Below are 12,758 nucleotides of genomic sequence, written 5' to 3' on the forward strand. Positions count from 1 at the left end.
AACCATCAAATAAGAACACACTAAAACTTACTACTTCTCGCCAACTGGTTCCATTTCTTTTAATGCTGCAATTAGCACATCCAGCTCGGTAAGTTGATTTAGCACTTCAGCCTTAACCTCCTGATTCAAACCATTATCCGCAATCTCTATTTCAAGTTGTCTCATAGCCTGTGCCAGGGTTTTCGAACCCATCTGTGCCGTTCGCCCGGCAATGCGATGAACGATTAGCCTGCTTTTATCCTGATCGTTTTCTTCCAGATGTATCTTTAATTCTGCCGAATCACTGATGCAATCCTGCTTAAATCTTGATAATATTTTTTCAAGCATCTGCTGATCGCCAAAAGTCATTTTTTCAATTGAAGAAAAATCAAATTCAGGCGGTTTACTTTCAATCTTTTTTTTATCAAAAATAGAGAGCAAATCTACTGCACGGAAAGGCTTCATAATTAATCCGTCAAAACCTTCACTTAAAACCATTTCCCGCTCCTCCGGCAATACCTGAGCAGTAATGGCATAAAATTTAACTTCGTCTGGTAGCTTTTTCTTCAGAATATGACAAAGTTCCATACCCGTCATTTCAGGCAGCCGCATATCCACCAATACATATTTGAGTTGTGGATCAGCTTCTTCCTGAAGCAGATCTACAACTTGATTAAAACTTTTAAAGGGAATATTATTTTTTTCGAAAATTAGTCCGCAAAGGTCAAGAATTAACCTGTCATCATCAATTATCCAAACCATTCCTGGATCTACTATGGCATAATGTTCCAGATCAAGCGGATCTATAATCCTTTCTGAAGTTTCAAGATAGGTAAGGTAAATATTAAAAGTAGTACCTACGCCTGGCTTACTCTTCACATGGATTCTTCCGCCTTGTGCATCAATCAATGCTTTTACGATTGGCAAACCGAGACCTGTTCCGGTTTGATTGAGCACATATTGTTCCGGAGATTCAATCTGTTCAAACTCATTAAATATTTTAGGAATATCTTTTTCGTCAAAACCTATTCCTGTATCCTTTATGTTAAAGTTAAAGTGTAGATTTCCATCTTGCTTTTTGCAGGATGCCGTAAGCGTAATCACTCCCTTCAGAGTAAATTTCACAGCATTTCCAAGTAAATTAAAGAGAATCTGCTTCAGCCGGAAAGCATCTCCGCTAACAAACTCAACACCACCTAAATCTAAATTGGTAACTAATTGCAGTGATTTCTGTTCAGCCAATGGGCGGATAACGGAAGTTACCTCGTCCAAAATCTTCTTGATATCAAAAACCTGATTGTTAAAGCTAAACTCACCAGAAATAATACGGTTGTAATCCAATACTTCATTCACAATCTGAAGCAAATGAATGGAAGATTGATAAATGGCCTCAACATCCTTTTTCTCAGGATGATTTTGTTGGGAAATTAATTCAGCATAACCCAGAATAGACTGTAAAGGCGTTCTGATCTCATGACTCATGTTAGATAGGAACCGTTGCTTCGCCTTACCATGATATTCAGCCAGATCTTTAGCTTCTTCCAGTGCTTTACGATATTTATTGCTTTTGGTAATATCCGTCAGGATAAGGTAAAGCAAGATTACAGTAAGCAAAAAGAAAATAATAATAATCACAGTAATCTGTGTAATTCCATCATTTACAACTTCCTTCGCCTGTACACCATTCAAATCTACTTGTGCTACGGCTTCACTTTCAACTTCTCTTAAAATCTGAAGCATTTGATTCGTTAAGGCATTACTAGCATTAGACAAGTCTGCTTCGCGTTTTAAAAATTTCTGGCTTTTCTGACGTTGCTCCAGTTCAATACTTTTTAAAGAGCCAGTCATGCTTTTCATGATACTGTCTTCAGCCTTAGCATTCAGCGTATCGCGTTTAACTTTAAACTCTTCGTTAATGATTTTATAAACATCAGCTTTCTTTTTCCCAAAAAGTTTACTTAAAAAACCTCTTGATTTCTCTTCTTCTTCGGGTGCAACAGTAGTGGTTGAGGTGGTCGTTTCTGTGGTTAAAACAGCGCTATCCGTCTGACGGGAACGTGTAGCCACCAATTCATTTAGTTTTTGTACTTCATTAGAAAACGACTTGGTATTCACCAGGGTTTCGCGAACTTTTAAATAAGCAATAAACTGTTTGTCGCGTTCTACCAGTAAGCGCTTAATCGATTTAATCCTGGTGAGTTGTAAGGAGTCTCCTGTGTAAAGTTTACGAAGGGTATCTAAACTTGATCTCAGTTTTCTTGATTCACGCAAAAAATTGTTATTACCCTGTTTATTGAAAGCTTCATCCCGTTGCAGCTGATCAAGCCTGGCAATTTTATGTGATAAGTCATTTACAATTCGAAGTCTGGCGTTCGGAGCAGAAATCTCTTCAACCGTATTCAGCATCCGTGTAAAGGCAAACTTGCTGATTCCCCAGGCCAAAAGCAAAGCAAAACAAGCGAATAAAAACCCGATGATGACTTTACTTTTTACTGCCCTGAAAAAACGCTTCTGAATTGCGGCCGCCATGAACTATATCTTGTTTGCTATATTTAAACGAATTTTTCGCCTAAAAGACATATCGAACAATATTATACAATTGTCTTCAGAAATGGTTTGAATAATTGCTTAATTTTATGGCTAGCCTCAGAACATGAACCGCATCGATCGCCTTTTCGGAATTTTAACCCTGCTTCAGTCAACGAAACACATTACTGCAGAGAAGATTGCACAGCGTTTTGACATGAGTGTACGTACCGTTTACAGAGATATTAAGGCTTTGGGTGAACAAGGGATTCCAGTTAGTTTTGAGCAAAACAAAGGCTATTTTCTGGTTCAGGGCTATTTTCTGCCGCCTGTATCTTTCAATATGGATGAAGCAAATGCCTTGCTTTTGGTAGAAAGGCTAGTAAATGGTTTTACAGATCATTCCATCCGCTCTCATTATGCTACAGCACTTACCAAAGTAAAGGCCGTTTTAAAAACGGCTCAGAAAGAAAAGTTAGAAAAAATGAACCAGCATATTAAATTGCAGATTCCGGAACGTTTAACTTTCAACTACGAGTATCTTTCGCTCATACAACATGCCATTTCTGAGAAGAATTTAATTGAGTTGGATTATAAAAACGCAAAAGAAATATCAAGCAAAAGGACTGTTGAACCCATCGGATTGATTTTTTATGCATTCAGCTGGCACTTAATTGCCTGGTGTCATTTCAGAAATGAATACCGGGATTTTAATTTACTGCGAATTGCTTGTTTAAAAAACCTGGGAACACCTTTTACTAAAAAAGATCATATGCCACTCAGTGATTATATGAGCCTGTTACCGGTTAATTTTTGATCCTCTATTTGAATAAGGACCTTGTCTCATTATCGCAATTTCTGTTTTCCTGCCTTTAATTTCGTAAACCTAAATTCGATAATTATTGATTGATTTTAATATTTCCTCTGAAAGAGTGAAATGGCGATCGTAATTCCACTCCTTTGGAGGGGTGCCCAAAGGGCGGGGTGGTTAAAATAGAAATAACTTCTTCAGATAGTATCTTAAGACATATTATTAATTAAACTCAAAATAGTAATAAAAACATATCTGTTAAAATTATTTTTTGGCACTGCCATAGGGTTGTCAGTAGCGCCTATTTTCTTTGTATAAACAAAAGAAAAAACGATGAGCTTCGCCGACTTATTACTGATGGAATTACAATCAATCGAAAAATCAAAACAACAGCATATGGATATTATTAAAGCATTATTAAAAGAATTAGAATCAGAGTTTAACACCACCAAAAAATTTCTGGCATTGGTACCAACAGATAAATTTGACTGGGCACCACATGTAAAAAGCATGAAATTGAAATCGCTGGCCAGCCACATCGCGGAGCTACCTGAATGGATTAGCCTGGCTATTAATACTGATGGATTGGATTTTGCCACCGCCCCTTATCAGGAAAAGCAGATAGAAAATAATGATGATTTACTGAAACTACTGGAAGATAGCTATGAAAAAGGCAGGTCAGAATTGATGCAGACGAATGTAGAAAATTTTGACAAGCCCTGGATCTTACGTAATGGTGAAATGATTTTAGGCGAATGGACAAGATACGAAACGATTCGCGTTTCAATAAGCCAAACGATTCATCACCGGGCGCAGTTAGGTGTCTATCTGCGACTTTTAGATATTCCCATTCCGGGAAGTTATGGACCCAGTGCAGATGAGCAGGGGTTTTAATCAGTAAGAAAAAAATAAAACCCTGGCCATCCGGCGCAGGGTTTTTCAATTGTCCCCAGTGACACACTATAAAAAAAGTGTTTTTTGATTATACTGGATTTACTGTCCGTATAAACCGCTCAGTGTTTATGACACACAAAGCGCTTCATTACCAACAGCCATTTTAGAATAATTTATTTGTTGTAAGTAATCTTGATAGGCCAGAAGAACACCTTCATCTAAACCTACCTTCGGTTCCCAACCGGTATTTTTAATCTTTGAAACATCAAGCAGTTTTCTAGGCGTTCCATCAGGTTTAGACACATCAAAAACCAGATTACCTTCATATTCCAAAGCCTTTGAAATAGAGGTAGCAAGTTCATTAATGGTGAGGTCTTCACCGGTACCAATATTCACAATATCACTGCTGTTATATACTTTCATTAGGTGAATGCAAGCCTCAGCCAAATCATCCGCATACAAAAATTCTCTTTTAGGTGTTCCTGTACCCCAAACAGTTACTTCAGCCGCTCCAGTATCTTTCGCTTCATGTATTTTACGTATCAAGGCTGGCAAAACGTGTGAATGCTCCAAATGATAATTATCGTTTTTACCGTATAAATTGGTCGGCATGGCATTAATAAAGTTTACACTGTATTGCTTTGCATAGGCCTGACACATTTTAATGCCACAGATTTTAGCAATGGCATAGGCATCGTTCGTGGCTTCTAATGCACCAGTTAATAAATATTCTTCCTTTATAGGCTGCGGTGCATGTTTTGGATAGATGCAGGATGAGCCCAGAAATAAAAGTTTCTTTACCTTATTTACCAATGATGCATGGATTACATTATTTTGAATATTAATATTCTGGAATAAAAAATCAGCAGGATAGGTATTGTTGGCTAATATACCACCCACTTTGGCTGCAGCTAAGAAAACATAATCAGGCTTTTCTGTTGCAAAGAAATGATCTACCTCCAACTTATCTGTGAGATCCAGTTGTTTTGATGTTCTTTTAATAATGTTCGTATAGCCTTGGTTGGTTAAGGCTCTTTCTATAGCCGAACCCACCATCCCCTTATGGCCTGCAACATAAATTTTAGCCTCTAAATTTTTTAAATCCGTCTGTTCCATCTTATTCATATTGATTTTTTATAGCGTAACCCGATTCTTTAAGCAATTGGTCTTTTCTGAAAAGTTGAATATCGGCTTCAACCATTTCGCTTACCAGCATTTGCAAGTCGTATTTAGGTTTCCAGTTAAGCAATTCATTTGATTTTTTTGGATCACCAACTAAAAGATCTACCTCTGTAGGTCTGAAGTATTTTGGATCTACAGCGACCACTTCTCTTCCAATTTCCAATTGATAATCCGGATGATTGCAATACACCACAAATCCTTTTTCCTCTACACCTGTTCCAGAGAAACCGATTTCGATACCGATTTCAGCAAAAGCTAACTTTACAAAATCACGTACCGGAGTGGTAATCCCTGTTGCAATAACAAAATCTGAAGGCGCATCTTGCTGAAGAATCAAATACATAGCCTCTACGTAATCTTTCGCATGGCCCCAATCTCTTCTGGCATCCAGATTACCCAGATAAAGCATATCCTGAAGACCCAAACCAATTTTAGCCACGCCTCTGGTTATTTTTCTGGTTACGAAGGTTTCTCCCCGCAGCGGACTTTCATGATTAAATAATATCCCATTGCAGGCATACATGCCATACGCTTCTCTATAATTTACAGTAATCCAATAGGCATACATTTTAGCTACAGCATAAGGCGATCTAGGGTAAAAAGGCGTGGTTTCACTTTGTGGAACAGCTTGTACCAAGCCATAAAGCTCTGAAGTGGAGGCCTGGTAAATTCTGGTTTTCTTTTGTAAGCCTAAAATCCTGATGGCTTCTAAAATCCTTAGGGTTCCAATACCATCAGCATTAGCCGTATATTCCGGAACATCAAAACTTACCTGTACATGAGACATTGCGCCAAGGTTATAAATCTCATCAGGCTGTACCTGTTGAATGATTCTGATCAGGTTGGTAGAATCTGTTAAATCACCATAATGCAGAACCAAACTTCTGTTTTCTACTTCCGGTCCTTGATACAAATGATCAATTCTATCGGTATTAAACTGTGAACTTCTTCTTTTTATGCCGTGTACTTCATAACCTTTTTCCAATAAAAGTTCAGTTAGATATGCACCATCCTGTCCGGTTATGCCTGTAATTAATGCCTTTTTTTTCATTACCTTTTCTATTAAATATTTTTATTTTTTCTTTAAAATGCGTTTTCATGCCCCCTCAAAACCTGTCTGGCGGTGAGCATAATAATTTTCAGATCAAGTTTATTTGACCAGTTTTCTAAATACCAGATATCATGTTTTACCCGGTTCTCCATCATTTCATTGCCCGTGGTATTTCCCCTAAAGCCTTTCACCTGTGCCCAGCCTGTAATACCTGGTTTAATGCTGTGGCGTACCATAAAATTATCGATGGTTTCACGGTATTCTTCAGTATGCTTCAGCATGTGTGGCCGCGGACCAACGACACTCATCGTGCCCATTAGCACGTTAAAAAATTGTGGCAGCTCATCTAAACTTGATTTTCTTAAAAAGCTTCCAATACCCGTAATTCTGGAATCATTTTTCTGGGCATGATTGGTGTGTGCGTGATCATTAACCACCATGGTTCTGAATTTATAGCACCAAAATGCCTGGTCATCTTTACCTGTACGCTGCTGCTTAAATATCACTTTGCCTCGGCTATCTGATCGGATTAAAATGGCGATAATGACATAAACCCAGCTAAAAGCAAATAACACGGTTAAACTAAATAGAATATCAAAAACCCTTTTCAATTGTTGCTGATATCCATATGAGCTGTTTACTATTTCCGGCGATGGGTTTAATATCAGCTGATCATTTAAACTTCCTGTCAGTTCAGTTTGATAATGGTTTATGATCGATTCGTCGTGAAGATTTAAATTATTCATGTTCTGTGATGATCAAACCTTAATTATGATTACTAAAAACCAATTCTGTTTTAATTTCTTTAACTTTTGGCACCGAGGTTTTGAATTCTACTCCGGTTTCTAATTCTGAAAACAAGCGTTTCAAAATCACTTCCCTGTTAAGCTCCCGCATGGCATATGCCCGGGCATTGAGTGTTCTCGCCTGATGATCGCCAGAACAACAAGCCAGAATGGTACTGGCTAAAAGACTTTCATCTTCACAATTAATCACCACACCCATATTATGTTCTCTGATGATTTTATGCAATGTACTTCCCCGCTCAGCCGTAACCAGTGCTAAGCCACCAGAAGACAGGATCCCTGCCAATTTAGAAGGCATCATTAAATCGCAGGCATTTTTCTTTTGCAACACCAGGTGAACGTCACTCATATTTAAAAATTCATTAAAAATATGAAGCGGCTGTAAGGGCAAAAAGCTAATATTAAAGAGCTTTTTATCACTGGCCATTTGCTGCAGTTTGTTACGGTATGGTCCGTTTCCGCAAATGATAAACTGAATGGAAGCATGATGCTGGAAATCATTGGCAATTGAGATCAGGCTTTCCAAACCCTGTTTTTCTCCGATACTACCAGAGTACAACACAATTTTATCAGCAGGCGTAAACCCCCATTGTTGTTTTAATTCATCTCTCTTATTAATGGGATGAAATTCTTCTACATCCACCCAATTTGGAAACATGAGGATTTTCTTATCCGTTTTTAAGGCTACCTTTTCTAACATTCCTGCCGATATGGTTGAAACGTATGCTGCTCTTTTCATAATGAATTTCTCCATTTTAAGCATAATCGCAAACAACGACTGATTTTTAATCACCCCAAGGTCTCGGGCAGCCTCTATCTGCAGATCCTGAATATGATAAATCATTTTGCTTCCTTTTAAAAAGCAGTATAATGCGCTTAAAAAACCAAGGTGAAAGGGCGGTGCCACACAAAAAACGTAATCACTTTTTGGTTTAAAAAGCAGGTAAAGCATCATCAGTAATGAGGTGAAGAAAAAGCTGATATCGTGTAAAATCCTTTTCTTCCCGGTTGGCACTGAGGGCACATATAGCGGACATCTATACACTCTTAAGTCACCTGTATCGTTTACTTCCTTTTTATAAAATAGTCCTCTATAAGGCTGTTGTACACTCCAATTCGGATAATATGGAAATGAGGTAACTACTGTACAGTCATACCCATTCTTAATTAACCAGTCAATCATCTCTCCAGAATATTTTCCAATACCAGTAAGTTCAGGCGAAAAATTGATACCAAGTAATAAAATGCGCTTTTTTGCGATGTTGATTTGTTCCATAAAATTAATTTTGAGCGAGCACATCCAAAAATCAATGCGTATTGATATGCTTACTGGTGGTGAAAGAGGCAAAGTTTAATGGTATCAGCAACTGTTAACATCAATAATTGGTGATGTTTATAGCTGAAATGAGATGTGGTTAAGCTGAATTATTGTTCTGGTAAAAACCAGGATATTAGTTAATGATTTTTCTATCCCTGATATAAACTGCAGGGTTTCCTGAATAAATTTTTCGTGGTTCTAGATTTTTAGTGGCTACCGAGTTAACAGTAAGTATGGCGTGCGATAAACAGGTTACACCCGGACACACTACTGATTTTGCACCAACCCAAACGCCATCTTCCAATATAATAGCACCTAAACGGTAAGGAAAATCCAGTTTATTGTAATCATGATTTCCGGTAAGCAACATCGCTCCCTGAGAAATACAGACGTTATTGCCAAGCGTAACTTCATCCAGGTTATCAATCCAAACAGCTTCTCCAATCCAGCAGTTATCTCCTATGGCTAACTTCTGTGGGTTTTTGATGATTACCCTTGGCTTGATAATTAAGCCTGTACCAATGCTGGCCCCAAATAGCCGAAGTAACCATGATTTAAATGAATTAGGCCAGGGTATACTGCTGTTAAAAATGAAGTAATTAATGGGGTACCAAAGCACAATCTTCCATTTGGTGCCACCATTATAATCCCCAATGTTAAACTTCGAAAGATCAGTGGCAATTAAGTTTGATGTTATCATGCTGACTTAGTTCTGGTTAGAAATCGCATCTACAAATCGCGCTGTTGCCGGTATGGTAGAAAAGTTTTTTGTAAAAGAATAAAAGGCATTTTTCGACATCATTTTCTTTGTTTTATAAGAACTCTGTCCCCATGATTCCAATAGTTTCCGTGTACCATCAATGGTATTGTTAAAAACATAACAGCCACCATCTTCATTAATTTCCCGCCAAATGTTTACCTGATTGGAAATTAAAACCGGTTTGGCACACCCCAAGGCTTCTACTACTGCTATTCCAAAATTTTCCTGGTGGCTGGGAAGGATAAAAGCCTCACAGCCATAAAATGCCCCCCATTTAGAAAGTCCGGAAAGCATGCCCGTAAAAATGACCGATTTTCTAAGCAGATGGTGCCCATCAACCTGACTTTGAATTTTCTTCCCGAATTCACTTTCCAGATCCGGCCCGGCAATAACCAGTTTGGGCAAAAGGCCCGCTAGCCCTGAACTTGGATTTCCCTCAACAGATTCTACAATCGACAGATAGGCATCTAACAATAAATCGACACCCTTTTTTTCATTTATTCTACTGAGAAAAAGAAGGTAAGGCGCATGATCCAACTGAGGACACCGGCTTTCAAATTCAATCCTCATTTCATCAACATATGCTGGCGGATGCTCTACACCCAAACCCGTGATATACGTTTTCTTTGGCTGGTAAGGCTTGAAAGGCAATTTTGCCAATGCAGCCTCTTCCTCGCAAGTAAATAAGATACCATCGGCACTATTAATCAGTTTATGTTCAATAAATTTCCAGTAAAAAACATTTCTTAATGCTTTCAGTTTTCTGCCCGCAGCACGTTGAAAGTAAGGATCAAGCATTCCGTGGGGCATAACAAAAACCTTTGGAATTTTCTCCTCTTTTCTTGATGATAAGGCTTTTATTGCTTTTTGCAGCGAAAAACCCATGTAAGTCCAAAGTCCGTGTACAATTACCTTATCGAAATAAGATAAATTGGTTACAAACCATGGTGTAAGTCTTTTATTATATCTCCACGGTCCTTTTCCACGCCCTAAGGCGTGTACCGTAAATTGATCAGCTTTAAAGAAAAATGATTCTGCATTATCTAAACTTACCACCTCGCTGTAAATATTACGAGTAGTTAAACCCGCAATAATTGTCCTTACGGCCTGACATACACCGCCCTCCTTGGGATCCATAGATGATACGACATGAAGAATCTTTTGCACTGGCTCTTGGCTCATTATTATTATAAATTTATATTTTAGGTTAAATTGGTTTTAACCAGTTCATTGATTTGGTTTATCGCATGCTGATGATGAAAATGCTGATGAACCATTTGGTAATTTTTTTCTACAATCGCACTGTATTCTTCCGGATAATCAAGGATATGCCTGATCTGTTCAACAGGTTTTTCCCAATCGATTTCAATTACAGGATTATAATCGAACAATTGAGTGATCTCTTTTGGAGCAGCACCGATGATCACACATTTAGAAGCCATGGCCTGTAAATAACGAATGGTTAGCGTAGAAACGTCCCCCGCCAATGCCGGATGCGTTACACACCGTGGAAAACAAATGCAAATTTTCGAATCCGCAAGGCCAGCTGTAAAATCGGCTGTAGTTGGAAACTGAAGTTTCTTCTTTAAACCGTGAACGGCAACATCATGTGTTGCAGAACGCTCCTGGTACTGGTAATTAATGTGATGTTCCTCACAACCATCTACAATTACTTCATGGTATTGCTGCCACGAACGACCAAAAGAAAGTACATCAATTGATTTTTCTGACCATTCTTTATACTGATAAGCGTGTACATCAATGGTCTCCGGCACCCAATGAACCTTACAGTTTGTTAGATTCAGTTTTTTGAAATGTGCAGTAGCCTGATAAGAGGAAAGCAATAAAAGATTTATTTTACTCTTATTCACCAGTTGTTCCACACGATCAAAATCAGGTGCCCAAACATCATAAGTCCATAATACCCTTAAATCGCAGTCAGTTCCAAAGTATGGGAATGTTTTTGCGGTGAGATAATGATAATAAGGAAGGCCTAGCGATAGCACGGCACCTTTAATTTTTACGCGCTTTAAAATGGGCTTTAAAAGCGTTTGAATACCTGAAAAAACCCGAAGTGAAAATGATCGGGGATTAAAAAGTACCGGGCCTTGTTTAATTGTCCAGTTGCTATTATCCTGACAGTAATCTTCAAATGCAATTAGATGTGAAATATCCGGACTTGATTTCGGAATTTGTGATGTAATTAAGGTAACCATAACAATAATTTAAGCTGGTTCTAATGTGTTCAACTTAACAATGCGATCATAAACCTGCTCAAAGTCATCCATTGCTTTTTTCTTATTAAAGCGCTTTGCATTTTCTAACGACTTTAAAACTACTTCTTCCTGATTGGGCATATTTAAAACTTCTTCTACCACAAAGGCAGCATCACTAGCCCATTGACGTGGATTTTCTTCGTCTCTTAAAGGGATCAGAAAACCAGCATCACTCACCACCTCAGTCATCGGTGGTTCATTACTGGTAATCACCGGGCATCCACAAGCCATGGCTTCTGCACTTGGCCAGCCAAAACCCTCTGCGAAGGATGGAAAAAGAAATAGCGATGCACCAGCATAAATCTGGCTGACAATTTCATCCGTTTGACCAATAAGAAAATGAATATCACTTCGATATGATGAATCTTTCTGACATTTAGCTATAAAATCATCAGGTGGTGGTCCCACCAATAATAATGGCATTCTTTTTTTAGTCATAGATCGCCACGCATTGTAAATTTCAATTACACCCTTTCTGTTTTTATACCAGTGGTTACCACCAACATGAAGTATATAACCATTACTTAAGTTAATACCCAGCATTGGCGATAAAAACTCCCTGACTTTAATTTTATTCAGTGGCTTGTAGAATGCTTCCAATCCATTATAGATCATGTAAGTATTCATTTTCGCTTCTGGTAAAAGCTTTTTTAAATCAGTATCTGTTTTATAGGAACTGGTGATGAAGTTTTTACCTTTCTTAAACCCGTCGCGAATAAATTTCTGATACATTTTTCCAGTCATCCCCACTTCCTGCCCCTTAATTTCACCCATGGCAGACCATTGTGCCAGAAAATCATGGCAATGCATCACATGGTTTCTGTTTTGAACCAGTGGCATCCATGGCCCCTGTGCCTGATCAGTAAAAACAAAAATGGTTTCCTGACTAACTTTTTTAAGCCTTCTTTTTACTTGGATGGGGAACAACACATATTGATCAATATAACCCATCCACTTTCTCATTTTTGCAGGAAAAGGCAGATCAAAGCAGGTAGAATTCGGTGTCCATACGCTCACTTCGTGTGATTTATCCCTCATGCCCTCAACGAGCATATTGGTAAAACGTGGCATACTGGAAAACGCTGGTCTTTTCTCTGATCCAAAGAAATCAGGATTTGAAAAAAATATTATTTGCATAGTAATTTTAGGTTGAGG

General features: G+C 38.2%; 11 protein-coding genes. 2 read left to right on the forward strand and 9 right to left on the reverse strand.

Features of this window, described 5'->3' with window-relative positions; translation table 11 throughout:
• Positions 1-30: 30 nt before the first annotated feature.
• Positions 31-2,508, reverse strand: coding sequence for a hybrid sensor histidine kinase/response regulator (locus EV200_RS15140; protein WP_132534055.1), 2,478 nt, complete (start codon positions 2,506-2,508; stop codon positions 31-33).
• A gap of 124 nt (positions 2,509-2,632) precedes the next feature.
• On the opposite strand from EV200_RS15140, the gene EV200_RS15145 reads away from it, so the two are divergent.
• Positions 2,633-3,322: a helix-turn-helix transcriptional regulator gene (locus EV200_RS15145; RefSeq protein WP_132534057.1), complete on the forward strand. Its 690-nt coding sequence runs from the start codon at positions 2,633-2,635 to the stop codon at positions 3,320-3,322.
• A gap of 327 nt (positions 3,323-3,649) precedes the next feature.
• Positions 3,650-4,210 carry a DinB family protein gene (locus EV200_RS15150; protein WP_229676848.1) on the forward strand — a complete coding sequence of 187 codons (561 nt, stop codon included), beginning with the start codon at positions 3,650-3,652 and terminating at the stop codon, positions 4,208-4,210.
• Positions 4,211-4,336: 126 nt separating this feature from the next.
• Here EV200_RS15150 and EV200_RS15155 read toward each other — a convergent pair whose 3' ends face one another.
• From EV200_RS15155 to EV200_RS15190, 8 genes are all read right to left on the reverse strand, one after another.
• Positions 4,337-5,335: a GDP-L-fucose synthase family protein gene (locus tag EV200_RS15155; RefSeq protein ID WP_308424163.1), complete on the reverse strand. Its 999-nt coding sequence runs from the start codon at positions 5,333-5,335 to the stop codon at positions 4,337-4,339.
• Positions 5,328-6,443: a GDP-mannose 4,6-dehydratase gene (gene gmd, locus EV200_RS15160; RefSeq protein WP_132534059.1), complete on the reverse strand. Its 1,116-nt coding sequence runs from the start codon at positions 6,441-6,443 to the stop codon at positions 5,328-5,330. The genes EV200_RS15155 and gmd overlap by 8 nt, the downstream gene beginning before the upstream one ends.
• 32 nt (positions 6,444-6,475) lie before the next feature.
• Complete coding sequence (locus EV200_RS15165) at positions 6,476-7,189, reverse strand: exopolysaccharide biosynthesis polyprenyl glycosylphosphotransferase (RefSeq protein WP_132534061.1); 714 nt, start codon at positions 7,187-7,189, stop codon at positions 6,476-6,478.
• A gap of 19 nt (positions 7,190-7,208) precedes the next feature.
• Positions 7,209-8,525, reverse strand: coding sequence for a WcaI family glycosyltransferase (locus tag EV200_RS15170; protein WP_229676849.1), 1,317 nt, complete (start codon positions 8,523-8,525; stop codon positions 7,209-7,211).
• 175 nt (positions 8,526-8,700) lie between these two features.
• Positions 8,701-9,267, reverse strand: coding sequence for a WcaF family extracellular polysaccharide biosynthesis acetyltransferase (locus EV200_RS15175; protein WP_132534063.1), 567 nt, complete (start codon positions 9,265-9,267; stop codon positions 8,701-8,703).
• Positions 9,268-9,273: 6 nt separating this feature from the next.
• Positions 9,274-10,509, reverse strand: coding sequence for a glycosyltransferase (locus tag EV200_RS15180; RefSeq protein WP_132534065.1), 1,236 nt, complete (start codon positions 10,507-10,509; stop codon positions 9,274-9,276).
• A 20-nt stretch (positions 10,510-10,529) separates the two neighbouring features.
• Positions 10,530-11,543 (reverse strand): glycosyltransferase, encoded by a 1,014-nt coding sequence (locus tag EV200_RS15185; RefSeq protein WP_132534067.1) that lies wholly within the window; start codon positions 11,541-11,543, stop codon positions 10,530-10,532.
• Between the two features lie 9 nt (positions 11,544-11,552).
• Complete coding sequence (locus tag EV200_RS15190; protein ID WP_132534069.1) at positions 11,553-12,740, reverse strand: glycosyltransferase; 1,188 nt, start codon at positions 12,738-12,740, stop codon at positions 11,553-11,555.
• Between the last annotated feature and the right edge of the window lie 18 nt (positions 12,741-12,758).

This window comes from Pedobacter psychrotolerans (assembly GCF_004340665.1).
GTDB lineage: Bacteria > Bacteroidota > Bacteroidia > Sphingobacteriales > Sphingobacteriaceae > Pedobacter > Pedobacter psychrotolerans.

Excerpts from the sequence above, each read along its gene's own strand:
- EV200_RS15140 (WP_132534055.1), bottom strand. The coding sequence starts at position 2,508 with ATGGCGGCCGCAATTCAGAAGCGTTTTTTCAGGGCAGTAAAAAGTAAA.
- EV200_RS15145 (WP_132534057.1), top strand. The coding sequence starts at position 2,633 with ATGAACCGCATCGATCGCCTTTTCGGAATTTTAACCCTGCTTCAGTCA.
- EV200_RS15150 (WP_229676848.1), top strand. The coding sequence starts at position 3,650 with ATGAGCTTCGCCGACTTATTACTGATGGAATTACAATCAATCGAAAAA.
- EV200_RS15155 (WP_308424163.1), bottom strand. The coding sequence starts at position 5,335 with ATGAATAAGATGGAACAGACGGATTTAAAAAATTTAGAGGCTAAAATT.
- gmd (WP_132534059.1), bottom strand. The coding sequence starts at position 6,443 with ATGAAAAAAAAGGCATTAATTACAGGCATAACCGGACAGGATGGTGCA.
- EV200_RS15165 (WP_132534061.1), bottom strand. The coding sequence starts at position 7,189 with ATGAATAATTTAAATCTTCACGACGAATCGATCATAAACCATTATCAA.
- EV200_RS15170 (WP_229676849.1), bottom strand. The coding sequence starts at position 8,525 with ATGGAACAAATCAACATCGCAAAAAAGCGCATTTTATTACTTGGTATC.
- EV200_RS15175 (WP_132534063.1), bottom strand. The coding sequence starts at position 9,267 with ATGATAACATCAAACTTAATTGCCACTGATCTTTCGAAGTTTAACATT.
- EV200_RS15180 (WP_132534065.1), bottom strand. The coding sequence starts at position 10,509 with ATGAGCCAAGAGCCAGTGCAAAAGATTCTTCATGTCGTATCATCTATG.
- EV200_RS15185 (WP_132534067.1), bottom strand. The coding sequence starts at position 11,543 with ATGGTTACCTTAATTACATCACAAATTCCGAAATCAAGTCCGGATATT.
- EV200_RS15190 (WP_132534069.1), bottom strand. The coding sequence starts at position 12,740 with ATGCAAATAATATTTTTTTCAAATCCTGATTTCTTTGGATCAGAGAAA.